The 23160-nt window shown below is 66.7% G+C and carries 22 protein-coding genes; 8 read left to right on the top strand and 14 right to left on the bottom strand.

Annotation, left to right across the window (positions count from 1 at the left end; genetic code table 11):
- Positions 1-464: 464 nt before the first annotated feature.
- A complete protein-coding gene (locus QX041_RS06785) occupies positions 465-1358 on the top strand; it encodes a DMT family transporter (RefSeq protein ID WP_316164746.1) in 894 nt (297 codons plus the stop codon).
- On the opposite strand, the gene QX041_RS06790 is transcribed toward QX041_RS06785, so the two are convergent.
- The 3 genes from QX041_RS06790 to QX041_RS06800 all read right to left on the bottom strand — a co-directional run bounded on the left by QX041_RS06790 (position 1355) and on the right by QX041_RS06800 (position 7176).
- Entirely contained in the window at positions 1355-3613 is a 2259-nt protein-coding gene (locus QX041_RS06790; RefSeq protein WP_316164747.1) for a CHASE3 domain-containing protein, read from the bottom strand. The two genes, QX041_RS06785 and QX041_RS06790, sit on opposite strands and share 4 nt — an antisense overlap.
- A 122-nt stretch (positions 3614-3735) precedes the next feature.
- A complete protein-coding gene (locus QX041_RS06795) occupies positions 3736-6054 on the bottom strand; it encodes a CHASE3 domain-containing protein (protein WP_316164748.1) in 2319 nt (772 codons plus the stop codon).
- A 456-nt stretch (positions 6055-6510) separates the two neighbouring features.
- Entirely contained in the window at positions 6511-7176 is a 666-nt protein-coding gene (locus QX041_RS06800) for a BA14K family protein (RefSeq protein WP_315826849.1), read from the bottom strand.
- A 164-nt stretch (positions 7177-7340) separates the two neighbouring features.
- Here QX041_RS06800 and QX041_RS06805 point away from each other — a divergent pair, with 164 nt between their 5' ends.
- Complete coding sequence (locus QX041_RS06805; RefSeq protein WP_315712239.1) at positions 7341-7751, top strand: NADH:ubiquinone oxidoreductase subunit NDUFA12; 411 nt, start codon at positions 7341-7343, stop codon at positions 7749-7751.
- A gap of 88 nt (positions 7752-7839) precedes the next feature.
- Here QX041_RS06805 and QX041_RS06810 read toward each other — a convergent pair whose 3' ends face one another.
- The gene (locus tag QX041_RS06810; protein WP_316164749.1) at positions 7840-8538 is read right to left on the bottom strand and encodes a DJ-1/PfpI family protein; all 699 of its coding nucleotides are present in this window, start codon (positions 8536-8538) and stop codon (positions 7840-7842) included.
- 144 nt (positions 8539-8682) lie between these two features.
- Here QX041_RS06810 and QX041_RS06815 point away from each other — a divergent pair, with 144 nt between their 5' ends.
- The 5 genes from QX041_RS06815 to QX041_RS06835 all read left to right on the top strand — a co-directional run bounded on the left by QX041_RS06815 (position 8683) and on the right by QX041_RS06835 (position 12915).
- Positions 8683-9624 carry a GlxA family transcriptional regulator gene (locus tag QX041_RS06815; RefSeq protein WP_315712236.1) on the top strand — a complete coding sequence of 314 codons (942 nt, stop codon included), beginning with the start codon at positions 8683-8685 and terminating at the stop codon, positions 9622-9624.
- 125 nt (positions 9625-9749) lie between these two features.
- Positions 9750-10028, top strand: coding sequence for a hypothetical protein (locus QX041_RS06820; RefSeq protein ID WP_315712234.1), 279 nt, complete (start codon positions 9750-9752; stop codon positions 10026-10028).
- Positions 10029-10183: 155 nt separating this feature from the next.
- On the top strand, positions 10184-10942 hold the full coding sequence (locus QX041_RS06825; protein ID WP_315751710.1) for an SDR family NAD(P)-dependent oxidoreductase: 759 nt from the start codon (positions 10184-10186) through the stop codon (positions 10940-10942).
- A gap of 22 nt (positions 10943-10964) precedes the next feature.
- Positions 10965-12215, top strand: coding sequence for an FAD-binding oxidoreductase (locus QX041_RS06830; protein WP_316164750.1), 1251 nt, complete (start codon positions 10965-10967; stop codon positions 12213-12215).
- Between the two features lie 31 nt (positions 12216-12246).
- A complete protein-coding gene (locus QX041_RS06835; RefSeq protein WP_315712227.1) occupies positions 12247-12915 on the top strand; it encodes an amino acid ABC transporter permease in 669 nt (222 codons plus the stop codon).
- 127 nt (positions 12916-13042) lie between these two features.
- Here the strand turns inward: QX041_RS06835 and QX041_RS06840 are convergent, their stop codons facing one another.
- From QX041_RS06840 to QX041_RS06880, 9 genes are all read right to left on the bottom strand, one after another.
- Positions 13043-13921, bottom strand: coding sequence for a transporter substrate-binding domain-containing protein (locus tag QX041_RS06840; protein ID WP_315712225.1), 879 nt, complete (start codon positions 13919-13921; stop codon positions 13043-13045).
- A 133-nt stretch (positions 13922-14054) separates the two neighbouring features.
- Positions 14055-15068: a Na+-dependent transporter gene (locus QX041_RS06845; protein ID WP_315712223.1), complete on the bottom strand. Its 1014-nt coding sequence runs from the start codon at positions 15066-15068 to the stop codon at positions 14055-14057.
- Between the two features lie 102 nt (positions 15069-15170).
- Positions 15171-16235, bottom strand: a complete 1065-nt coding sequence (locus QX041_RS06850) for a ketopantoate reductase family protein (protein WP_315712221.1) — start codon at positions 16233-16235, stop codon at positions 15171-15173.
- Positions 16236-16495: 260 nt separating this feature from the next.
- The gene (locus tag QX041_RS06855) at positions 16496-17110 is read right to left on the bottom strand and encodes a YitT family protein (RefSeq protein ID WP_315712219.1); all 615 of its coding nucleotides are present in this window, start codon (positions 17108-17110) and stop codon (positions 16496-16498) included.
- A gap of 25 nt (positions 17111-17135) precedes the next feature.
- Positions 17136-18302: an amino acid aminotransferase gene (locus tag QX041_RS06860; protein WP_315751705.1), complete on the bottom strand. Its 1167-nt coding sequence runs from the start codon at positions 18300-18302 to the stop codon at positions 17136-17138.
- Positions 18303-18493: 191 nt separating this feature from the next.
- Entirely contained in the window at positions 18494-18823 is a 330-nt protein-coding gene (locus tag QX041_RS06865; protein WP_316164751.1) for a hypothetical protein, read from the bottom strand.
- Positions 18824-18901: 78 nt separating this feature from the next.
- Positions 18902-19258 (bottom strand): cupin domain-containing protein, encoded by a 357-nt coding sequence (locus tag QX041_RS06870; RefSeq protein ID WP_315712213.1) that lies wholly within the window; start codon positions 19256-19258, stop codon positions 18902-18904.
- A gap of 182 nt (positions 19259-19440) precedes the next feature.
- Positions 19441-20403, bottom strand: coding sequence for an alpha/beta hydrolase (locus QX041_RS06875; RefSeq protein ID WP_316164752.1), 963 nt, complete (start codon positions 20401-20403; stop codon positions 19441-19443).
- Positions 20404-20447: 44 nt separating this feature from the next.
- Positions 20448-21221 (bottom strand): SDR family oxidoreductase, encoded by a 774-nt coding sequence (locus QX041_RS06880; RefSeq protein WP_315712210.1) that lies wholly within the window; start codon positions 21219-21221, stop codon positions 20448-20450.
- Positions 21222-21434: 213 nt separating this feature from the next.
- On the opposite strand from QX041_RS06880, the gene QX041_RS06885 reads away from it, so the two are divergent.
- Positions 21435-22424 carry a DUF2155 domain-containing protein gene (locus tag QX041_RS06885; RefSeq protein WP_316164753.1) on the top strand — a complete coding sequence of 330 codons (990 nt, stop codon included), beginning with the start codon at positions 21435-21437 and terminating at the stop codon, positions 22422-22424.
- Positions 22425-22430: 6 nt separating this feature from the next.
- Here QX041_RS06885 and aat read toward each other — a convergent pair whose 3' ends face one another.
- Positions 22431-23111, bottom strand: a complete 681-nt coding sequence (gene aat, locus QX041_RS06890; protein ID WP_316164754.1) for a leucyl/phenylalanyl-tRNA--protein transferase — start codon at positions 23109-23111, stop codon at positions 22431-22433.
- Positions 23112-23160 lie beyond the last annotated feature (49 nt).

Raw genomic sequence — 23160 nt, forward strand, 5'->3', positions numbered from 1 at the left:
ACCCACGCCCGCTGCCGTGGCGACGGCGGCGTGGTCGTCTTCGAACCCTCTCGAGGGAAGCGGCCGGCCAGACCCGAAACATGACTGTGCGCCGAACCGGGCCGGAAGCTAGGACGACTCCGCTCCACCCGTCAAGGACTAGTACGGGTTCCTAAACCAAACACTAAATATGGGGGAAAGTACGGGATAACCAGGGCGCGTGCCGGTATCGTGATGGCCGTAACTATCGGCGAGTCCTCGCGGATTCGAAACCGAAAAAATTTGTGCCGCAGGCTGTCCACAGGGCTTCGTCCCGCTGTTCACAGGGGCAGATTTATTCGCGTGCGAATGACGTGTTTCGCTTGCATCGGCGGGACTCACGGGCGCCTACGGAGCGTTCGCGGGGCAGGCATGCCCCACAATCCCTGGTGTGGCCGGGAAAACGCCGGCAAGCTCATCCTCCCACGGACGGCGCCGGTGATTCCATGACAGACAAGCCAGTGGCCAGCGGGCGGATCACGCCCGCCGGGCTGATGTTCCTCGCCATCACCTCGCTCGGCTGGGGCTTCAACTGGCCGGTCACAAAGCATCTGGTTGGCGTGCTGCCGCCGCTCACTCTGCGCGGCACCACCGGGGTGGTGGGGGCGCTGCTGTTGGCGCTGCTGGCCTTCATCCGCAGCCAGAGCCTCGCCGTACCGCGGGAGGTCTGGCCGCGGCTGGTCCTGGCCGGGATGCTCAACGTCACCGCCTGGATGGTGCTGATGGGGCTGGCGCTGCTGTGGCTGCCGGCGAGCGAGGCGGCACTGATCGCCTACACCATGCCGGTGTGGGCCTCGCTCTTGGCCTGGCCGATCCTCGGCGAGCGGCCGACGCTGTTGCGCGTGCTCGCGCTGGTGCTGGCGTTCGCGGGGCTGGCTTCGATCATGGGCAGCAACGGGCTCACCGCCAGCCGCGACAAGCTGCCGGGCATCCTGATGGTGCTCGGCGGCGCGTTCGGCTTCGCGCTCGGCACGGTCATGGCCAAGAAGCTCCCGATCAGGCTGCCGCCGCTGTCGGCGGCGGCCTGGCAGATCGGCATCGGCTGCGTGCCGATCGTGCTCGTGGGCTTCGCGGTCGAGCATTCCGACTGGACGAAGCTGGATCAGCTCGACTGGGCGCTGATGTTCTATTCCACCGTGATCCAGTTCTGCGTCGCCTATGTCGCCTGGTTCGCGGCGCTGTCGCGGCTGCCGGCCTCGGTGGCGGCGATCGGCACCATGGCGGTGCCGGTGATCGGCGTCCTGGCCTCCGCGATCGCGCTGCGCGAGCCGCTCGGGGCAGGGCAGGTGGCCGCGCTGGCCTTCACGCTGGCCGCGGTGGCGATGGCGACCCGCGGCTAACGCCAGCCGGCCGCCGGCTTGCCGTCCAGCGCCCGCCGCACCATCTGCGCGAGCTCGGCGCGGCGATACGGCTTGGTCAGCAGCAGCGCGTCCGGCACGAGCTGCCGATTCTCGACCATCTCATCGCCGGTATAGCCGGAGGTGTAGAGCACTGGGAGCGCGGGGCGCGTGGTCATGATGGTTTCGGCGAGCTGCCGGCCGCTGATGCCGCCGGGCATGATGACGTCGGTGAACAGCAGGTCGAAGGGCTGGTTCCGCGCGGCGATCGCCAGCGCCTCCGAGGCCTGCGAGGCGACGAGGGTGGTGTAGCCGAGGCCCTGCAACTGGGCGAGCACGAAGTCGCGCACCAGCGGATCGTCCTCGACCACCAGGATCGTCTCGCGGCCATGCGGCAGCGCCTGCTCGTGCTCCGTCTCGATCTGCTGCGTCGCCTGCGCCGCCGGCAGATAGAGCCGGATCGTCGTGCCGCGGTTCTGCTCGCTCTGAAGCTTGACGTGGCCGCCGGACTGCCTGACGAAGCCATAGACCATGCTGAGGCCGAGGCCGGAGCCCTTGCCGGCATCCTTGGTGGTGAAGAACGGCTCGAAGGCGCGGTCCTTCACCTCCAGCGGCATGCCGCTGCCGGTGTCGCTGACCGCGACCATGACGTAGGAACCGGGCACGATGCCGGGATTGGCCGCTGCATGGGCCGCGTCGAGCGTGGTCTTCGCCGTCTCCAGCAGCAGCCTGCCGCCATCGGGCATCGCATCGCGCGCGTTGATCGCCATGTTGACCAGCGCGTTCGCGAGCTGCGCGGAATCGACATGGGCGATGAGATCCTCGTCGGCGAGAACGGTCCTGATCTCGACCTGCTCGCCGAGGGTCGGCCGCAGCAGCTTGGCGATGTCCTCCACCGTGGCGTTGACGTCGATGTCGCGCGGACGCAGCGGCTGCTTGCGGGCGAAGGCGAGCAGATGCCGGATCAGCTCGGTGCAGCGATCGGTGGCCCTGCCGATCAGGGCTGCGAACTCGGCCGCCGCCGGCCGGTCCTGCACCGCGTCGATCAGGACCTCGATCGACCCGGTGATGATCGTCAGCATGTTGTTGAAGTCGTGCGCGACGCCGCCGGTGAGCTTGCCGATGGCATCGAGCTTCTGCGCCTGCTGCAGTAGGCGCTCGGTCTCGTGCACGTCGGTGACGTCGTGATACACCAGCGCGGCGCCACTGATCGCGCCTGCGGAATTGCGCAGCGGCCGCCCGCTGACCATCAGGCGAAACTGCGGCCGGCCGTCGGTCGGCTTGACCACGACCTCGCGGCGGTCGAACGACAGCCCGCACAAGGCGCGCGCGATCGGGAGCTCCTCGTCGACGATGCGGGTGACGGCGTCGCTCTCGTAGAACTGGTTGGCAGCCTGCATCTCGGCGAAGGTCTTGCCCACATTCGTTCCCAGGAAACGTCCCATCGCCTGGTTCGACAGCATGATCGTGCCTTCGGGATCGACGACGAGGACGCCCTCGGCCATGCTGTTGAAGGTGTTCGTGAGAATGGCGGAGAAGCGGCGCAGCTCGTCATAGGCGGCGGCGAGATCGCTGCGCTGCTGCACGGCCTGGGCTTCCAGCGAGGTCGCGGTCTCCCGTGACCGGGTGAGGGACGAGCGCAGCGCCCGGTCGGAAAGATGAGCGCGCCGGACGAGATAGGCCGACATCAGGAGCAGCAGGCCGACGCCGGCGAGGTCGATCGCCAGTAGCCAGGATCCGGTTCGTCGCGAGATCGTGGCGCGGTCCGCCAGCAGCCGGCGCTCCTCATCGGTAAAGGCGTCGAGCGCCTGGTTGATCGTCGTCATCGCCGCCGGACCGGCCGCGCTCGCCGCCAGCGCCTCCGGGCCGTCGCGATCGTTCGCCGCGTGGCGACGGACCAGCTCGCCGGCAAGCTGAATGCGCCGCTGCACGATGCCATAAATCGATCGCAGCCGCTCGCTCTGCGAGGAATTGTCCCGGACGAGCTCTCGCAGGTCCGCCCAGGCCGCAGGAATAAGTCCACTCGTCGCCTGAAACTCTGCGATGAACCGGTCGGCTCCGGACAATGCGAAGCCGCGCGAGGCGGCTTCTGACTGTCGCAGCAGGGCGCGGAGCTCGGAGGATTTCTCCAGCACCTCCATCGTGTGCTCGACCAGGGCGGTATCGTTGCGCGCCTTGATGTCCAGTCCCGTCGACGCGGCGCCGATCGCGAGCAGGGTTCCAAGGCCGAGCCCGATCACCACCCGCCGGCGGATCATCGGTGGCCTCCAATGGCGCGGGATGCCGTCGCGTCCTGCCAATTGCATGGGGTAGGTTTCCATTGGAATTTGTGGCGCCCAGCTCCGTGACGATCGCAGTTCCGATCTGCGCGATGGTCAAGTCAGGAGAAGTGAGCGCGCGTCGGCGCGTCCTCGGAAAAGGCGTTCTCGGCCAAGGCATCATCGGCCAAGGCGTCATCCACGGGGCCTGCCAGCGCCAGCCGCACCATCTTGGCGAGCTCCGACTTGCGATAGGGCTTGGTGAGCAGGAGCGCAGCCTGGTCGAGGCGACCGTGCTCGACCATCGCATTGTCGGTATAGCCGGACGTGTACAGCACCTTGGTGCCGGGCCGCTGCCGCAGCGCCTCCTCGGCGAGCTCCTTGCCGTTGACGCCGCCGGGCATGATGACGTCGGTGAACAGGAGATCGAAGCTTTGGCCGGAGTCGATCTTGGCCAGCGCCTCGACCCCGGTCGATGCGGTGATGGTCTTGTAGCCGAGGCTCTGCAACTGTGAGACGACGAAGTCCTGCACCAGTGGATCGTCCTCGACGATGAAGATGGTCTCCTCGCCGCGCGGCGGCGGGGGCTCGGGCCGAGCAGGGCTCGCAGCCTGTCCCTTGGGCACAGGGATGTAGAGCCGGATCGTGGTGCCCCGTCCTTCCTCGCTGTAGATCTTGATGTGGCCGCCGGATTGCTTGACGAAGCCGTAGACCATGCTGAGGCCGAGGCCGGAGCCCTTGCCGGCTTCCTTCGTCGTGAAGAAGGGTTCGAAGGCGCGGTCGCGGACCTCCGGCAACATGCCAGTACCCGTGTCGCTGACGGCGACCATGACATAGGGGCCGGGCGTCACGCCGGCGTTGGCTGAGGCATAGGCCTCATCGAGCTCCACCCTGCGCGATTCCAGCAGCAGCTTGCCGCCATTGGGCATCGCGTCGCGGGCGTTGATCGCCATGTTGACCAGCGAGTTGGCGAGCTGCGCCGAATCGATGTGCGTGATCAGCGTCTCCTCTTCGAGGATCGAGTTGATCTCGATCTGCTCGCCGAGGGTCGGACGCAGCAGCTTTGCGATGTCGAGAATCGTGCTGTTGACGTCGCTGTCGCGCGGATGCAGCGGCTGCTTGCGGGCGAAGGCGAGCAGATGCCGGATCAGCTCGGTGCAGCGGTCTGCCGCCTGTCCGATCAGCGCCGCGGTCGCCGCGGCGGCGGGGCGGTCCTTCACCTCGTCGGCCAGCGTTTCGATGGTGCCGGTAATGATCGTCAGCATGTTGTTGAAGTCGTGTGCGACGCCGCCGGTGAGCTTGCCGATCGCATCCAGCTTCTGCGCCTGCTGCAGCAGCCGCTCGGTCTCGTGCGCCGTGGTGATGTCGTGATAGACCATCGCCGCGCCGGTAATGCCGCCCGCGGCGTCGCGCAGCGGGCGGCCGGAGATCATCAGCCGCAGCGTCTCGTCCCGGTCGGGCCGGTAGACGATCAGCTCGCGGCGGTCGAAGCTCTCGCCCCGCAACGCTCGCGGCGTCGGCAGGTCGTGTGCTGCGACAGGCGTCACGCCGTCGCTTTCGTAGACGCGGAGGCGCGCGCGGACGTCGGTCAGATTCTTTTCCGGGCTGTAGCCGAGCAGATGTTCGACCGCGGGGTTCGAGAATACCACGGTGTCGGTGGCATCGATGACGAGCACGCCCTCTGCCATGCTGTTGAACGTGTTCTGCAGGATCTCGGCGGAATGGCGCAGCTTCTCATGGGCGGCGATCAGGTCGAGATGCTGTTGCTCGGCCTTTTCCGCCAGCGAGTTGGCCTCGGCTTCGGAGCGGACTAGCGACGCGCGCAGCGCACGATCGTGGAGATAGGTCCGCCGGATGAGGTAGAAGGCGATGATCAGCAGCAGCGCGAGACCGCACAGGTCGATCGTGAGCAGCAGCGATCCGGTGGATTTCGACGTCATCGAACGCTGCGTCAGCAGCTTGCGCTGATCGGCAACGAAACGGTCGAGATGGGCCGTGATCTCGCTCATGGTCGCCGGCCCTTCGGCGCGGCTTCTGAGGGCTTCGAGCCCCGCACGATCCGAGGCGGCGTGCAACCGGATCAACTCCGCAGCGAGCTCGACCCTGCGGACAATCAGGGCTTCGGTCTCGGTCAGAAGCTTCAGCGGTTCGGGATTGTCGGCCACAGCGCGCCGCAGCTCGGCCATGGCGACCGGAATTCTCGTGCTGACATCGGCAAACTCCGTCCTGAATTGATCGTCACCGACGAGTGCGTAGCCGCGAGAGGTCGCTTCCGCTTCGCGTAGCAGCAGACGCAGATCGGAGGTCTTCTGCAGGATGTCGAGCGATGAATTCACCCAGGCCGCGTCGTGGCGCGACTTGATGTCGAGCGCCGTGGACGCGGCGCCGATCGCCAGCAGCGTTCCGAGACCGAGCCCCAATGCGAGACGCTGATAGGTCATCTGCGTTTCTCAATCATCGACACGTCCGCCAGCGGGGCCGGGGATCAGCGCGGCCAGCCATATGCATCCGAGTTTCGATGCAGCTGCGTCCAAGCAGTGAAGATATGTCGGCAAGGCGCGCCTCCTTGTTCGAAGTTCTTGGCGCGTTCGCGGGCGGCAGGCCCAAGCCACTCACCCGCGGCGTTTGCATTGCGCGAGTTCCGCGAAAATCCATGTGTCCATCAACTGATATCAACCAAGCCTGCGAAGCGGCCGAACGGGCAGAATCACATGCTCAAACGATATTGGACCGAAACGGGCCGATCATCTGCACGTCGCGAGGCACATTTTGAAATATGGGCGAAAATCAGCCTGCAACGTGGCGCATTAGACACAGAACAAACAACAATACGGCACGAAAAAGGCGGCGAGCATAGGCTCGCCGCCCTCTGTTGTCGCAGCTACTATGTCAGACTCTTACGGACATGGATGGCGAAAGCCATCATAGCCGAGATAGGTTCCCGAAGCCGGATCATACGAGCGGTACCTGCGTGCGCAGTAGCTCGGGTCGACGCCTTCGGTTCCAACGATGGCGACAGGCGCGGAGTCGTCATAGTACGAGTAGTCGGAGTAATAGTCGGGCCCGTAATAATACGGATCGTTGTAGTAGGCATAGCTGCTGCCCAATCCGATCCCGACGCCAACGCCGACACCCGGCCAGAAGCCGCCGCCGCGGTGATGCCAGCCGCCACGGTGACCGCCCTGCCAGCCGCCGCCACTCCAATTGCCGCCGCTCCAGTTGCCGCGGCCGCCACCCGTGTTGACGGCGACGTTGGCGCCGGCCGCCGGACCGCGACCCGCCAGCGCTGCGCCGCCAACGGCTGCGCGTCCGGCGAAGCTGCCGCCGCTCATCCCGGCGCCACCCGGGCCCGCCGCAAAGCCGCCGCGTCCGCCGCCGCCGATCGCTCCGCCGCCGCCACCACCGATGGCCGCGCCACCGCCCCCGCCGACGGCGGCACCACCACCGCCGCCCGGACCACGACCGCCGCCGCCGGGACCCTGGGCAAAGCTCGTCGTCGCTGCCGCCAGCGGCAGAATCAGCGCCACTGCCGCCGCAGTGCTCCATCTCTTCAGTCTGGTCATCGCTATCGCTCCATCAGGGGGGAAAGTGACCTAACCGCAGGCCGCGGATGTCGTTCCCCGCCGCGAACCGATACATCGTCGCGGGCGGAGGCGGTGCAACACTGGACAAGATGCGGGCGGGGTGGCATCAGAACCGGGACCTTCACAGAACCGGCCCCAAGCCCATGAAACAGTTCTTTCTAAAGCTCTTCACGTGGTGGAACGGCCAGACTTTCGGCACGCAATTGTGGACCTGGCGCTTCGGCGAGCTCGTGGGGCAGGATGCACAGGGCAACCGCTATTATCGGACTGCCGGCGGCAAGATCGACCCGGTGCTGCATTTCGAGCGGCGCTGGGTGATCTATAACGGCCTGGCCGAAGCCAGCCGTATTCCGCCCGAATGGCACGGCTGGATGCATCATATGGTCGACGTGCCGCCGACTCAGGAGGGCTACAAGCCGCGCGAGTGGGAAAAGCCGCATGAGCCGAACCTGACGGGGACTGCGCTGGCGTATCGCCCGGCCGGCTCGACCTTGGGCAGCGGTCGCAGGCCAAAGGCCACCGGTGATTATCAGCCCTGGACTCCTGGCGGCTGATTCGATTTCGCTCGAGATGACCCGATCGGAAAAGGCCGCCCCGAGCTCCGGGCGGCCTCTTTACTGTCGGGAGCCTGCCAAGCCTGCGCTACGCCGGGTTGGTCTTGAGGGCGGCCGCCGCATGCTCCGCCGCCTCGATCCGCCGCTTCCGGAACGGTGCGATCCGCTCCAGCATCCGTGACACCACCTCGGGCGGCGCCGTGTCGGGGGATCCAGCGGTGAAAGGGGGCGCCGGATTGTATTCGAGTCTGAGCTGGATTGCCTCCGCTGTCTGACGATCGACCAACTGCGCCACCAGGGTCAGCGCGAAGTCGATGCCGGCCGTGACGCCGCCGCCGGTGATCCGGTTGCGGTCGATGCAGACGCGCTCGGTGCTGACGGTGGCCCCGAACAGCGGCAGGCACTCGCGCGCGCTCCAATGGGTCGCTGCGCGATAGCCATCCAGCAGGCCGGCGGCGCCGAGCGCGAGCGAGCCCGTGCACACCGAGGTGACGTACCTGGCTCGTTCGGCTTGGCGGCGGATGAAGCCGATGACCTCGGCGTCATCGAGGATGGCGTCGACGCCGAAGCCGCCGGGAATGCAGATCACGTCCGCCTGCGGACAGTCAGCGAAGGTGGTGGTCGGCATCAGTGTGAGGACCGAGTCGGTCGGAATCGGCTCGATCCTCTTCCACGCCAGATGCAGTGTCGCCCCCGGCACGCTGGAGAACACCTGCACCGGACCGGTGAGATCGAGCTGGGTCAGATGTGGAAACAGGACGAGAGCGATCGAGAGCGGTTGGGCCATGGCGGTGCTCGCAGGTGTGGTGCTTGACGGCGGGCATTCTGCATGGTCCGCTGGATGGCGCATATGCCAAAGTTCCCTCGTTTCCGGACGGGCTTGGGATTTCGCACTTGGGCTCACGGACTTGGGCTCACGGAGTCATCCACCATGATCGGCGTGCTCATCTACCCCGATTTTCAGTTGCTCGACGCCGCCGGACCGATCTCGGTGTTCGAGATCGCTTCGCGTTATGCGCGCGCCGCGCCATCGATCAGGGTCGTCGCCGCCACGCCCGGACCCGTGCGGTCGTCGTCAGGGGCCGAAATGCTGGCGCGGAAATTCGGTCCGGTGTCGGCGCTGACCACGCTGCTGATCGCCGGCGGCGAGGGCGTGGAAGCTGCGAGCCGCAACGCATGCACGCTGAACTTCGTTCGTAAGGTCGCGCAGCGGGGCACCCGGCTTGCCAGCATCTGTTCCGGCGCCTTCGTGCTGGCCGAAGCGGGCCTGCTGGACGGGCGGCGCGCGACCACGCATTGGCAGCGCACGCGGCAGTTCCTGCGAGCCTACCCCCAAGTGAAGCTCGAGCCTGACAGCATCTATGTCCGCGACGGCAATGTCTGGAGCTCGGCTGGGATCACTGCCGGCATCGATCTCGCACTCGCCATGGTCGCCGACGATCACGGCGAGGAGATCGCGCAGAAGACCGCACGTCAGCTCGTGCTGTATCATCGCCGCAGCGGCGGGCAGTCGCAGTTCTCCTCGCTGCTGGAGCTGAAGGCGCCGAGCGGCCGCTTCGCCGAGCTCCTGACCTGGGCGCGGGAGCATCTCGATGCGCCGCTGACGGTCGACGACCTTGCCGAGCGTGCCGGCATGAGCACGCGGCATTTCACCCGCGCCTTCGTGGCCGAGACCGGCACGACGCCGTCGAAGGCGATCGAGCGTCTCAGGCTGGAGGTGGCGCGCGATCGCGTGCAGGCTTCGCATCAGCCGATCGAGCTGGTGGCCGAGGCGACCGGCTTTCGCGATCCTGAGCGGATGCGCCGCGCCTTCATTCGCGCCTTCGGCCAGCCGCCGCAGGCCCTGCGGCGCGCGGCACGCCTCACCGCCTGACCTGGATCAGTGGACGAGCAGCCGCGGGCGACGATCCTCGATGGCAGTTGAGACAATTTAAAGTTGTGTGACATGCGCGAAGCGCGCATAGTACGCGCATTGCCACTTTGTCCATGGAGGATACGATGCGCGTATTTCTGTCCCTGATTTTGTTTGCTGCTGCCGCGGTCGGCAGTGTCGACAGCGCTTTTGCGGCAAAAGCCGAAGTCACCGGAATGTGCGTCTGCAAGAAAGGCGGCAGCACGATCGAGACCTATAGCGAGACGATCTGCGTGAAGAACGATCATGCGGGCTGCACATCCGCGAAGGTCGCCTGCGTGAATGCCTATGCCGCCACCTGCAGCGGCAAGGGCGGCACGATTTCACAGTCGACCAACAAGTGCAAAGTCGGCGCCAAGTGCTGAGCGGCGAACTCAGCCGTTCGACCTGGACGTTCTGAACGTCTGAGGCGCAAGAAGTCCCGCGCGACGGACATCGGCGCATGTCCGTCCGCGTGTTGGCATCGGCAGGTGTGAGACCTATAGTCCGCCCCGCGAAACCGAGGGGTAGACGAGGCGCGATGCGTGTCACCATCATCACCGGCAGCGGGGCCGGCATCGGCGCTGCGGTGGCGCGCCGCGTGGCCGCACCGGGGCAGGCCTTGATGCTGCACGGGCAGGGGGCTGACGAAGCAGGTCTCGCGCGTCTGCGGGACGTCGCCGCGGCGTGCCGGGAGGCCGGCGCCGAAGCCGAGTTTCATTGCGGCGATCTGGCCAGGCAGGGCGTTGCCACCGAGCTGGCGGCTGCGGCACGAACGCGGTTCGGCCGGATCGACGCGGTGGTGCATGCTGCCGGCTTTGCCGACCGCCGCAGCTTTCGCGATCTGCCGCGCGACGGGCTCGACCGCTCACTCGCAGTGATGCCCGCGGCATTTCATGAGCTCGCCAGCGCCGCGCTCCCTGACCTCGTGCAGAGCACCCATGCGCGCGTGGTCGCGATCTCCAGCTTCGTCGCGCACCGCTTCGTGCCGGGCGGCACCTTCCCGGCCTCGGCCGCCGCCAAGGCGGCGCTGGAGGCGCTGGTGAAATGCCTCGCCATCGAGCTGGCTGCGTGCGGCGGCACCGCGAATGTCGTCGTGCCCGGCTATACGCGCAAGGATGCGGGACGGCTCGGCTCGCTCGATCCGGCCGCGTGGCAGACGGCGGCGGCGGCCAATCCGCAGCAGCGCCTCGCCGAGCCCGACGACATCGCCGCGGCCGTGACCTTCCTGCTGTCGAAAGACGCCGGCCACGTCACCGGCGCGGTGCTGCCGGTCGATGGCGGCCTGACCCTGATGTAAGCAGCAGATGGATCGAGAGACGATGGAGCGTATGCAGCAGACAGCCGACGTGGTCGTGCTGGGAGCGGGGATCGTCGGCGTCTCCTCCGCCTACGCCATCCGGGAGCGCGGGCTCTCGGTGGTGCTGGTCGACCGCAAGGCGCCGGGCGACGAGACATCGTACGGCAATGCCGGCATTCTCTCCTCCGGTTCGATCCTTCCGCTCAACAAGCCCTCGCTGTTCAAGGCCCTGCCGTCCTATCTCGGCAACAAGAGCGCGGCGCTGCGCTGGGATCCGGCATGGACGCTGCGCAATGTCGAATGGGTGCTGCGCTTTCTCGCCAATGCCGTGGAGTCCCGCGTCAAGCCGCGCGCCACCGCGCTGCATGGCCTGATCGGCGCGTCGCTGAAACTGCATCGCGACTGGATCGTTCGCGCCGGCGAGCCGCAGCGGATCCGCGAGACCGGCTGGCTCAAGGCGTGGCGCAGCGACGCTGTCGGAGCGGCCAAGGCGGAGCAGGCTCTCCTGGCCGAATACGGCATCAAGAGCGAGCTGCTCGACCGCCAGGGCATTTCCGCGCTCGAGCCTAATATGCTGCCGGTCTACAAAGTGGGACTGCTGCATAGCCAGACCGCGTCGGTCGACTCGCCCGGCAATGTGACGAAAGCCTATGCGCGGATGTTCGAGGGCGCGGGCGGCGTGCTGCGGCAGTCCGAGATCAGGGCGGTGCTGTCCGACGGGGACGGCTGGCGTGTCGTGCTCGGCGACGGCGAGATTCACGCCCGTCATGTCGTGGTTGCGCTCGGTCCCTGGTCGCCGGACATTCTCAGGTCGCTCGGCTACCGGGTGCCGATGGCGTTCGAGCGCGGCTATCACCAGGAGTTCACGCCCAATCCGGAGCGCATGCTGCACCGTCCGATCCACGACGCCGAGGGCAGCTTCCTGATGACGCCGATGGAGAACGGCGTGCGCGTCACCTCCGGCGTCGAGCTGACCGATCGCGATGCGCCGTCGAATTTCGCCCAGCTCGAGCAGGTGGTCCCGCTGGCGCGCGGCGTGGTCGAGTTCGGCGAGGCCGTGGCCCAGCCATGGCGCGGCGCGCGGCCGACCTTGCCGGATTCGCTGCCGATGATCGGGCCGGCGCCGCGCCATTCCGGCCTGTGGCTTGCATTCGGCAATCAGCATATCGGCTTCACCACGGGGCCGGCCACGGGCGCGGCGATTGCCGCGATGATCACGGGCGAGACGCCGTCGTTCGACGTCTCCGCCTTTGCTCCGAGCCGGTATCTGTGAGGGGCCGCGACCGCGTCACGCCGGAGCTGCGATGAACTATACCTGGGATTTCGCCATCCTCGCCAAGTACAGCCATCTGTTCTGGCTGGGGCTCGGCTGGACCATGGCGTACACGCTCGGCACCATCCTGCTCGGCTCGGTGATCGGGCTCGTCGTCGGCATCGTCAGGCTGCGCCGTCCGGTCGTGATCGACTGGCTGCTGATCGGCTATATCGAGCTGTTCCGCTGCACCCCGCTGCTGGTGCAGATCATCTGGTTCTACTACGCGTTCCCGGTGGTGATCGGCGTCAACATTCCGGCGCATGTCGCCGCGGTCACCGTGCTGTCGCTCTACGCGGGGGCGTTCTATGCCGAGATCGTGCGCGGCAGCATCGAGAGCGTACCGCGCGGGCAATGGGATGCGGCGCGCGCGCTCGGCCTGCGTCCGTGGCGGATGATGCGGCTCGTGATCCTGCCACAGGCCTTGAAGCCGATGCTGGCGCCCTACGTCAACCAGTCGGTGACGCAGTTGAAGAACACCTCGCTGGTGTCGGTGATCGCAGTGCCCGATCTCGTCTACAACGCGACGCTGATCAACGCCGACACCTATCGGCCGCTCGAGGTCTACACCATCATCGCGCTGATCTATTTCGCGATCCTGTTTCCGGCGACGCTCCTGGGCCGCCGCTTCGAGCGCGGCATGACGTACGACAAGGCGTGAGGCGATACATCATCGAATGCCTCCGTCATTGCGAGCGAAGCGAAGCAATCCAGGGCGGCACGAACGGTCCTGAATTGCTTCGTCGCTGCGCTCCTCGCAATGACGCTAGGAGAGAGCGTGGCTTCGCTTAGATGTTCACCTCGACCGGTACGTCCTCAGCCTTGACGCCGGCCAGCCCCAGGCCCTTGACGAACCATTCGCGCATCTGGCCGATGCCGCGGTTGTAGTCGATCCACACCGCGAGGAAGTCGCGCCAGCGCTTGTCGGCCTCGCGGCGCACGCCCATGCTGGAGGGGATCGCGACCGAGGGCGACTGCAGGATCTTGTAGGAGCCGAGATTGGGGTTCTTGGCGATTGCGGTGAGGCCCAGGATCAGTGCGTTGACGACGACGTCGACGCGGCCCGAGGCCATCTCCAGCATCACTTCGTCGCGCGACTTGAGCGACTTGATCGTGGCGTTGGGAGCAAAGCGCCGCGCCACCGCCTCGTTGGCCGAGCCGACGTCGACGGCGATCTTCACTTCCGGCTTGTTGATGTCGGCCCAGGTCTTCGCTTCCATGCCCTTCTTCAGCATGGCGCCGAACGGATGCGGGAACACCGTGCCGCAGAAGTCGATGACCAGCGCGCGCTGCGGCGTCGGGTTGAGGGCGAAGCCGAGATCGATCTTGCCGGCCTGCAGGTCGAGCACCGAATTGCCGTAGGTCGACTCGACATATTCGAGCTTCACGTCGAGCAGCTTGGCGATGTCGTTGGCCATCTCGATCGAGAAGCCCGACCAGGTGCCGGTGGCAAGATCCTTGTTGAAATAGGGCAGCTCGCCCGGCAGCACGGCGATGCGCAGCACCTTGTTGGCGCGGACGCGGTCGAGCGTGTTGTCGGCCGCTTGCGCCGAGGCGGGCGTCGTCGTCATGGCGGACGCAAGCGCGGCACCGGAGCCGATGGCGAGCGCGTAGCGCAGCGCATCGCGGCGGTCTTCGGAAATTTTCTGATCGTCTGACGTGGTCACATAATCCTCCTGCACCAACAGGCACGGAGCGTAGCGCCGGCCTTGCACGCCAGCAACAACCATGTCGGCCTTGATAGTAAGCGGCTCGCCGTCGTGTCATGCCGGAACGGCCGCATGCCGTTGCTGCTCTGCCTCATTCCGATGCAGGATTGATCAAGCCGTGATCGGTCCCGCCCGATGGAAGCGGCCTTGGACGCAGGCGCTCGGCGAGCGGGCGCAACAGTTGCGGCGCAAGGTGGATCGGGAACTGGCTCATCGCGAAATACAGCCAGGTGGTGCCGGGGATCGCGCCCTCGGTCGCCGCGAGCATCAGCCCCATGTTGCGTAGCGACACCATCATGCCGAGCGCCATCGCGCGTTCGCGCCCCGCGCCGCGAAACAGCAGCATCGTGGTACCAAGCAACAGGAAGAACACGGTGAAGGCGAGCAGCGCCAGTCCCAGCATGCGGAACGGGCTGGCGGCCAGGTCGGCCAGGAAATGGGCCATGATGGCGGACGCGAACACGAACAGGATGAGGACGTTGACGCCGTCGATCGGCGCGCGGTGGCGGCGGATCGTCGCGATGCCGAGGGCAAGGCGGATCGCGGCGGCCGCCGCCAGGGCGCCCGCAAGGATGGCGGCGAGCTTCAGCCCGAGCGCGGCCGGAGACAGTGACAATGTCTCACCCAAAAACACATAGGCGAACAGCGGCGCCGTCAGCGGCACCAGCGCGGTCGAGGTCACCAGCGTGATGAGAACCAGCGTCGCGTCGAGCCCCATCAGCGCGGCGAGTGCGGGCGAGGCCATCATCGGCGAGGCCGTCCCCTGCAGCATCAGCGCGAGATACAGGTCGGGCGCGGTGGCATCGACGCCGGCGATGCGTCCAATCGTGCCGACCAGCGTCGGCACGGCGATCGTGGTCCATGCGGTCGCGGCCACCACCAGCAGCGGGCGGCGCAGATGCGCTGTTAGCATCGCGACGTCGACGCGCATGAAGGAGATGCAGAGCAGCAGGAAGATCGCCTGTGTGACGTAGGGCCGCGCCAGCTCGCCCAGCGGCGGCACGGCGATTGCCGCCAGCAGAACCGCGACGATGGCGCGGGTGCCCTGATTGCCGAGCCAGCTCAGGGCCTGCAGAGGAAAAGCGAGAGGCCCGAAGGACGGCATCTTCATTCCGAACGATGGGAATCAATGAACGCGCGAACCATGCGTCGGCCGCGCGTTCATGCAAAGTCACATCTGGTTACGGACGATGTCGGCGCCTGCGCATCACTGCGCGCTGGAGCCGCCGACCACGATCTTCTCGTTGAGCTTGAAGTCGACCGTCTGCACCGTCTGCTCGATGTCGGGGTTGGGCATGCCGAGCTGCTGCGAGATCAGCTTCACCAGAAGGTCGACGCGTTCGATGAACGGCGCGCCCGCGGCGACGGCGCGCGCGGCCGACGACGGCTTGAGCAGGCTCTCGGCCGCCTTGGCGTATTTCTCGAACGGCACCTGGTCGCTCGGATCGGCGCCGAGCTTGCGGGCGATGGCATCGACATGCTCGTAGATCGATTTCGACTGGGCGAGATTGCTATGCACGGCATCGCGGATCGCCTGCGGTTCACCGCGGGTGATGCAGCGGTAGTTGCCGGTGAGCAGCATCGACCACTTCGCCAGCGGCACGAACAGCGAGTCGAACACCTTCAGCTTCACGGGCACGTCCTGGCCGTCGAGCCTGACCGCGTCGATGTCGCGCTCCAGCTCGCGGAGCAACGCGTTGTGCGTCTCGTCCTCGAACGCGGCGGCCTTGAAGTTGGTCGGCAGGCCGACATGCAGCACGTTGGCGGCTTCCTCCGGCGGACGGAAGGCCTGCGGATCCGGCGAGCACAGCGTGACCAGCCCGGGCGTGAAGCGTTCCCACACCGCGGGATTGGTGTAGGCCTCGTCGAGGTCGACGTTGGCGAGCGCCGGGATGCGCTTGAGATAGGGCAGCGGCGGCATGTTCATGATCGAGAGGCACGGCAGCTTGGCCTCGGCGATCTTCACCATCAGCACGCGAATGGTGTGGTTGGTGTACTGCGGCTCCTGCATTGCAAGACCGACCAGGTCGTAGCGCGACAGGTCGACGCTATCGGGCGTGGCCGCGTCGAGCTTGCCCGGCAGGTCGCGCGAGAAGATCGAGCGATGCGCCGGCTCGTCGCGCAGCTTGATGCGGACTTCCGTGCCGTCGCGGTTGATCAGCTCGGCCGTCTTCTTGCGGCAGACCAGCGTCACGTTGTGGCCAGCCATCAGCAGCTTGGTGCCGAGGAGGGAGCCGTAGGAGGCCCCGAGAATCAGAATGTTGCGTGCCATACCTTGGTCGTCCCCAGAGATCGGTTCGAGATTTTGCGTTCGCGTTTCTTGTTGGCGATCCAGCCGTACCGACGAGTCCGTCAGGCGTCCGGAAGAGCGGACGGATGCGGTAACCCATTGCCTCGGTTGCTGGCATACCAGAGCTTTCATCCCACGGAATGCGCCGTCTGGCAAGGTGCAGCGCACTCGTGCGGCATCCGGCGCGTGTCACGGTGGGGCTATCCGAGCGCAGATCGACCTTGCGCTTGGAGCTGGGCCGTTCAGCTCAGCGCCATATAGCGCCCCGGCTTGTGGTTGATCGCGATGATGACGTTGACGATCACGATGCCGAGGATCGACAGCGCCAGCCGGTTCACGGGGATGACGAAGAACGCGGCGATCATGATGAGGAAATCGACGGCGAGCTGGAAATAGCCGGCGCGGATCTTCCAGTGCTCCTGCAGATACAGCGCCAGAATGTTGATCCCGCCAAGCCCGGTGCGATGCCGGAACAGCATCAACAGGCCGGTCCCGGTCAGGCCGGCGCCGATTACGGTGGCATAGATCGGATCGATATGGCTGATGTCGATCCATGACGTCGTCAGCCGTGAGAACAGGGCGACGAGCCCGACCGCGACAAAGGTGCGGATCGTGAACGGCCAGCCCATGCGCCGGACGGCCAACGCATAGAACGGCAGATTGATCAGGAAGAAGCTGACGCCGAAACCATAGCCGCTGATGTAGCTCAACAGCAGCGACAGACCGGCGGTGCTGCCGACCAGCAGCACCGTCTTGCTGTAGATCAGCATGCCGAGCGACACGAACAGCGTGCCCAGCGTCAGCGCCATCGCGTCCTCGTAGAGCTTGTGCCGCTCCTGAGCGACGATCTCTGTCACGGCCTTGATCCTTGCAGGCGATGTTTCAAAGCGACTTGAACAGGCCGGCAACGCGCGCGACGTCGGCGAGCTTCAGGCCTGCAATGTTGATGCGGCCCGAGGTCGGCATGTACACGCCGTGCTTTTCGCGCAAAGTCATGACCTCGGCCGGCGTCACCGGCAGCAGCGAGAACATGCCTTCCTGGACGCCGATCGCGATCGTGTTGGACCAGCGCCCGCCGAGCGCCTCGGCAAAAGAGCGGCGCAGCGCGGCGAGGCGCTGGCGCATCGTCTCGAGCTCGCTGCTCCAGTCGGCATAGAGGTCCGGCGTGTCGAGAATCGTCTTGACGATCGCCGAGCCATGGTCGGGCGGCATCGAATAGCTGGTGCGGGCGATGGAGACGAGATTGGAGCGCGCGGTCTCGGCTGCGGCCTGTGCCGAGGCGACGGCGTAGAGCGCGCCGGTCCGCTCGCGGTAGAGTCCGAAGGACTTCGAGCAGGACACCGCCAGCAGCGCCTCGGGCACGGCCGCGACCATTGCCCGCAGGCCGGCGGCATCGCCCTCGAGACCGGCGCCAAAACCCTGATAAGCGGAGTCGATCAGCGGCACGAGGCCACGCGCGGCCATCACGGCGGTGATGCGCGCAAAGTCCTCGGTGCTGAGCGGGGCGCCGGTCGGGTTGTGGCAGGAGGCGTGGATCAGGACGGCGTCGCCGGGCGCGGCGCGCTGCAGCGCCTCCAGCATGCGGTCGAGCTGCAGCGTCTGCGACGGAACGTCGAAGTAGGGATAGGTCTCGACCTCGAGCCCCGCCGCGGCGAAGATGCCGGCGTGGTTGGGCCAGCTCGGCAGTCCGAGCCAGATCTTGCCGGTGCCGGCCTGGCGGATCAAATCGGCGGCGAGGCGGAGCGCACCCGAGCCGCCCGGGGTCTGCACGCCTGCGGCATGGACCGAGGGCGCGGGGCCGCCGACGAGCGACCACAACAGGTCGAGGAAGAGCTGGTCGCCTTCCGGCGCCACATAGCTCTTGCTGTCCTGGCTCTCCCAGATGATGCGCTCCGCAGCTTTCACAGCGCGGAAGATCGGCGAATGGCCGGCCTCGTCGCGATACACGCCGACGCCGAGATCGACCTTGTCGGCTCTCGGGTCAGCCTTGAAGATGCCGATCAGAGCGAGCAGGGGATCCTCGGGCTGGCGGGTCAAGCGGTCGAACATCGGGGCGATCCTATTGGATGAGGGGCCTGCCAGACGGCCATAAGCCGTCCTTGCGGGCGACGGGACACTATCTCGGTTGCAGCGCAAGAACAGCGGACATTTCGGCGATGCTCCGCTTCGTTCGCTGCATGGGCGGCCGTTGCGCCCTCAGAACTTGCCGTGGCCCGCCTGAGCGAACTGAGCGACAAGCGTCAGCGACTGCCTTCTGAGCCAGAACGGGGCTCGGGAGCCGGCTGTGGGGACTCGTTGCGGATCTTGCGCGCGCGCCTGGCGGCAAGCTGTGAGCGAACCCTGCCATCGACTTTGCGGCCTGTCGCACGTTCCCATTTCCGAAGCTCGGCCGCGGTCAGGATCACTTTCACGATCCGCTCGTCCGGGCGACTGCCGATCGTGTCGATGACCTCCTGAGCGCTGGCCAGCCATTCTTCATAAGTGTCGTGCAGATCCGGGCAGATCCGCCTGATGTCCTCCCACTCTTCGGGCTTGAACCAAGCCAGCGCAATCTCCAGAGTTGGCTCCATGTTTATCCTGCTCACCTGTCCGCTCTGAATGATATCTCAAGCTCGCCGAGGCCCGAAGGTCTGACGCCTTCCGGCGAGTCAGATGCGCGGCTTGGGCGCGGGCACCCGGTCGGAGTCGCCGGAGTTCGGTTCGCCCTTGGGTTCGATCAGGAGCACCTTGACCTCCTTGGCCGCGCGCGGCCGGTGGACGACCCCTTTGGGGACGACGAACAACTCGCCGGCCTTCACCGTCCGCGACGGCTGCCCCTGAATGTCCATCTCCATCTCGCCTTCCAGGACCAGGAAGAAGTCATCCGTCGTGTCATGCTTGTGGAACGGGAATTCTCCCATGAACTTCACGACCATCACGTCATTATCGTTGTAGTCCGCGACCACGTGCGGGTCCCAATGGCCTGAGAATTGGCTCAGCTTGTCGGCGAGGTTCACGGTCTTCATGTGGGAGTCTCCTGCTGCGAGGAATGAAATGTGAGCTGTCCAGTCGTCCCGGCCGGCTTGCGCGGGATGTAGCTGCTGCTCGAGCGCGAGCAAGCCGATCTCACACGCGACGACTTCGGCCGCATGTGAGCACGACCCGCGAACTCGCGGGTCGGTGCGTTCTGAGCTCAGCGCGGTAACGCTCAGATGCCGCCGGGCCGGTCGAGCTGCTTCAGCCAGGCGCCGATGTCGCGTGCGGCGACATTGGCCTGGTCGAGCAGCTTGCCCATCGTGAAGAAGCCGTGGAATTGGCCGGGATGGTTGCGATGCGTCACCGGCACGCCGGCCTCGCGCAAGCGGCGCGCGTAGTCGTCGCCCTCGTCGCGCAGCGGATCGGCGCCGGCCGTGAGCACATAGGCGGGCGGTAGCCCGGCTAGGGTTTCCGCCTTCGCCGGGGAGGCCCGCCAATCGTGGATGTCGGCGGCACTGTTGAGATAATGGTCGCGAAACCAGCGGATCACCGAATGCGTCAGCAGCACGCTGGTCTCGGGCTCGCTGTGCGAGGGATGGCTCATCGAAAAGTCGGTGGCCGGATAGATCAGCACCTGGCCTGAGAGCTTCGGGCCCTTGCCGTCACGCGCCAAGAGCGCGACGACGGCGGCGAGATTGCCGCCGGCGGAATCGCCGCCGACGCTGAGCCTGGCGGCATCGATGCCGAGCGCGGCAGCATTGTCGGCGATCCATCGTATGGCCGCGGCGGCGTCGTCGACCGCGGCCGGAAACTTGTGCTCGGGCGCGAGGCGGTAGTCGACCGAGATCACGATCAGTTCGCCTTCGTGCGCCAGCGCGCGGCAGACCACGTCATGCGACTCCAGATTGCCGATCACCCAGCCGCCGCCGTGATAGAACACCAATCCTGGTGCAAGACCGTTGGTCTGCCGCACCGTCCTTGGTCGATAGAGCCGTGCCGGGATTGTGCCATGCGGGGCAGGGATGGCGAGGTCCTTGACGTCCGCAAGCTCGGGCGGCTCGGGATTGCTCACGACGCGCGCGGCCAGGTAGTAGTCCCGCGCCTCCTGTGGTGTCAGCGTCTCATAGGCCGGCCGACCGGCCTCCTGAAATGCTTTGTAGACGGCAGCGGCATCGGCATCGAGTTGCACGGGCATTGCAAAAACCTGTCGGGTTGAAAGACGGTCAAGTTGAAGGGACGTCAGGCGGCGGTGCGGCCGCCATCGACGGTGTAGGCCGCGCCGGAGACGTAGCTGGCATCGTCGGAGGCGAGGAAGGCGACGATCGAGGCGACCTCCGCGCCCTGGCCGAGCCGGCGCGCGGGGACGCGATCGACCACCTTGTCGGCCGGAACCGCGGCGCCGCTGCGCCCTTCGATGATCGCGCTCAGCATGCGGCTCTCGATCAGCCCGGGGCAGATGCAGTTCACACGGACATTGGTGCCGGTGCACTCCCAGGACGCGCTCTTGGTCAGGCCGATGACCGCGTGCTTGCTGGCGCTGTAGACGGCGATCTGCGGCGAGCCGATCAGGCCTGCGATCGAGGCGGTGTTGATGATCGAGCCGCGGTTCTGCTTCAGCATCACCGGCAGCACGTGCTTGAGGCCGAGGAAGACGCCGACGACGTTGACGTCGAGCACGCGACGGAACGCCTCCAGCGGATATGCGGTGATCGGCTTGATCTCGCCTTCGATGCCGGCATTGTTGAAGAACACGTCGATGGTGCCGAACCGATCGCACGCTTGTCGCACATAAGCCGCGACCTGGTCCTCGTCGGTGACGTCGGCGGCCACGGCGAGCGCCTCGGCGCTCGCCGGCAGGGCGGCCGTCGCGGCGGCGAGATCGGCCTCGCGCCGGTCCACGGCGACGATGCGGGCCCCGCGCGCGGCCAGCAGCCGCATGGTCGCGGCGCCGATGACGCCGGCCGCGCCGGTAACGACGGCCACTCGGCCGTCGAGACGGATCGAATCAGACATCGATTTCCTTCCCTTTGGCGCCGGTTCCGATCCGGCTCTTGATCACGACTATCTCATTGGAAGAACCGGCTGACCAGCACGCGGAGTGCTGGCAGCTCGCCCTTCCCCCGCCGTATTCGACATGTTAACGGGAGGGCTGATCGAGAGCGGCGGATGGGTCATGACGCGATTTGATTGTCCCGAACCCCGATTCGCCTGATAAAGCCGCGCGAGATGCACCGAACAATCGTCCTGACCGGTATCGCGGCATTGCTGGCCGCCACATCCCTCACGCTGTCCGTGCCGGCGCGCGCGCAGATCGGTACCATTTTCTCCGATCCCGTTCCGCGCCCGCCGGGCAACATTCCGCGCCGTGGCGAGCCGATTCCGCCTCCCGAGGAAGAGGAGGAGATCCCGGAGCTGCCGCAGGGCCGGGTGCTGCCGGCGCCAACCCGTCCGCCGCCAGGGCAGGGCGCCGCCCTGCCGGGTCCGGTCCAATCCCAGCCGCTGGCGCCGCCGCCGGGAACGACGATCCTGCCACAGAACAATCCTCCGGTTGCGGCCGTGCCGCCACCCGGCCAGCCGGGGGCTGCGCCTGGTCAGCGGCAGGCACCGCCACGCGGCGCACCCCAGAATGCAGCGATCCCGCCGAACGGCGCGGTACCGCAGACCCCGGCCACCATCCAGCCGGGCGACGAGGTCGTGACCGAACCGCCGGCGCAGAAGATCGTCAACAAGAAGGCGAGCTTCTCCGGGCTCGACAAGATCACCGGCCGCATCATCAATTTCGACGAGGATATCGGCGAGACCGTGCAGTTCGGGGCGCTCCGGGTAAAAACCGATGCCTGCTACACGAGGCCAGCCACCGAGGCCGCCAACACCGACGCGTTCGTGCAGGTCGACGAGATCACCTTGCAGGGCGAGGTGAAGCGCATCTTCTCGGGCTGGATGTTCGCGGCCAGCCCCGGTCTGCACGGCGTCGAGCACCCGATCTACGACATCTGGCTGGTTGACTGCAAAGAGCCGCAGACCACGGTCGTCAGCGCCGCCGCGCCGGATCAGAAGCCGGCCGCGGCGCCGCAGCCTGCGCAAAAGCGTCCGCCGCAGCAGCGGCAGGCGGCGCCCAGGCCGCCATCGCCGCCGCAGCAGAATCAGACCCAGCAGGTGCCGCCACCACCGCCGCCGCCCCAGGCGGGTGGACCGTTCGGCGGAGTGTTCAGATAACCTCGCTCAGCCGCGCGCTGCGATGATCGCGAGTGCCTCGGTGCCCGAGATCGGCCGATCAACCGCCAGCCTGGCGAAATTGGCGGCCGGCCCCCTCAGGGCCTTTTCGAGCAGCACGGTGTAGCGCCGGCGCGGGATCTCGACGGCGCCGAAGGTCTTGAGGTGCTCGGTGACGTATTGGGTGTCGAGCAGCTCGAAGCCCCCGGCGATCAGCCGCGCGACGAGATGCACGAGCGCGACCTTCGAGGCGTCGCGGGTGCGGTGAAACATGCTCTCGCCGAAGAAGGCGCGGCCCAGGCTGACGCCGTAGAGGCCGCCCACCAGCTCGCCATCCTGCCAGCATTCGACGCTGTGGCAATGGCCAAGCGCGTGGAGGCCGGTGTAGAGCTCGCGGATACGCTTGTTGATCCAGGTGTCCTCGCGGCCAGGCTGCGGCTCGGCGCAGCCATCCATCACCGCCTTGAACGCCTGGTTCACGGTCACGGCGAAGGCGTCCGACCGGACCGTGCGCGCAAGGCGCGAGGCGACGCGAAAGCCGTCGAGCGGAATGACGCCGCGCAGCTCCGGCTCGACCCAGAACAAGGTCGGGTCGTCGGCACTTTCGGCCATCGGGAAGATGCCGCAGGCATAGGCACGCAGCAGGACCTCGGGCGTAATCTCGGACGCTGCAGAGTCGCGCGTATTCATGGGATCAGCATAGCAGGCCGATGCCGGGCGCGCGATGGTTGCGTGCCGG

The sequence above is a fragment of the Bradyrhizobium sp. SZCCHNRI2009 genome, assembly GCF_032485115.1.
Lineage (GTDB): Bacteria > Pseudomonadota > Alphaproteobacteria > Rhizobiales > Xanthobacteraceae > Bradyrhizobium.

Coding starts and splice junctions, on each gene's coding strand:
- QX041_RS06830 (WP_316164750.1), top strand. CDS start 10,965: ATGGAGCGTATGCAGCAGACAGCCGACGTGGTCGTGCTGGGAGCGGGG.
- QX041_RS06805 (WP_315712239.1), top strand. CDS start 7,341: ATGAAACAGTTCTTTCTAAAGCTCTTCACGTGGTGGAACGGCCAGACT.
- QX041_RS06885 (WP_316164753.1), top strand. CDS start 21,435: ATGCACCGAACAATCGTCCTGACCGGTATCGCGGCATTGCTGGCCGCC.
- QX041_RS06800 (WP_315826849.1), bottom strand. CDS start 7,176: ATGACCAGACTGAAGAGATGGAGCACTGCGGCGGCAGTGGCGCTGATT.
- QX041_RS06835 (WP_315712227.1), top strand. CDS start 12,247: ATGAACTATACCTGGGATTTCGCCATCCTCGCCAAGTACAGCCATCTG.
- QX041_RS06820 (WP_315712234.1), top strand. CDS start 9,750: ATGCGCGTATTTCTGTCCCTGATTTTGTTTGCTGCTGCCGCGGTCGGC.
- QX041_RS06815 (WP_315712236.1), top strand. CDS start 8,683: ATGATCGGCGTGCTCATCTACCCCGATTTTCAGTTGCTCGACGCCGCC.
- QX041_RS06825 (WP_315751710.1), top strand. CDS start 10,184: ATGCGTGTCACCATCATCACCGGCAGCGGGGCCGGCATCGGCGCTGCG.
- QX041_RS06795 (WP_316164748.1), bottom strand. CDS start 6,054: ATGACCTATCAGCGTCTCGCATTGGGGCTCGGTCTCGGAACGCTGCTG.
- QX041_RS06845 (WP_315712223.1), bottom strand. CDS start 15,068: ATGCCGTCCTTCGGGCCTCTCGCTTTTCCTCTGCAGGCCCTGAGCTGG.
- QX041_RS06880 (WP_315712210.1), bottom strand. CDS start 21,221: ATGTCTGATTCGATCCGTCTCGACGGCCGAGTGGCCGTCGTTACCGGC.
- QX041_RS06860 (WP_315751705.1), bottom strand. CDS start 18,302: ATGTTCGACCGCTTGACCCGCCAGCCCGAGGATCCCCTGCTCGCTCTG.
- QX041_RS06875 (WP_316164752.1), bottom strand. CDS start 20,403: ATGCCCGTGCAACTCGATGCCGATGCCGCTGCCGTCTACAAAGCATTT.
- QX041_RS06870 (WP_315712213.1), bottom strand. CDS start 19,258: ATGAAGACCGTGAACCTCGCCGACAAGCTGAGCCAATTCTCAGGCCAT.
- aat (WP_316164754.1), bottom strand. CDS start 23,111: ATGAATACGCGCGACTCTGCAGCGTCCGAGATTACGCCCGAGGTCCTG.
- QX041_RS06790 (WP_316164747.1), bottom strand. CDS start 3,613: ATGATCCGCCGGCGGGTGGTGATCGGGCTCGGCCTTGGAACCCTGCTC.
- QX041_RS06810 (WP_316164749.1), bottom strand. CDS start 8,538: ATGGCCCAACCGCTCTCGATCGCTCTCGTCCTGTTTCCACATCTGACC.
- QX041_RS06865 (WP_316164751.1), bottom strand. CDS start 18,823: ATGGAGCCAACTCTGGAGATTGCGCTGGCTTGGTTCAAGCCCGAAGAG.
- QX041_RS06785 (WP_316164746.1), top strand. CDS start 465: ATGACAGACAAGCCAGTGGCCAGCGGGCGGATCACGCCCGCCGGGCTG.
- QX041_RS06850 (WP_315712221.1), bottom strand. CDS start 16,235: ATGGCACGCAACATTCTGATTCTCGGGGCCTCCTACGGCTCCCTCCTC.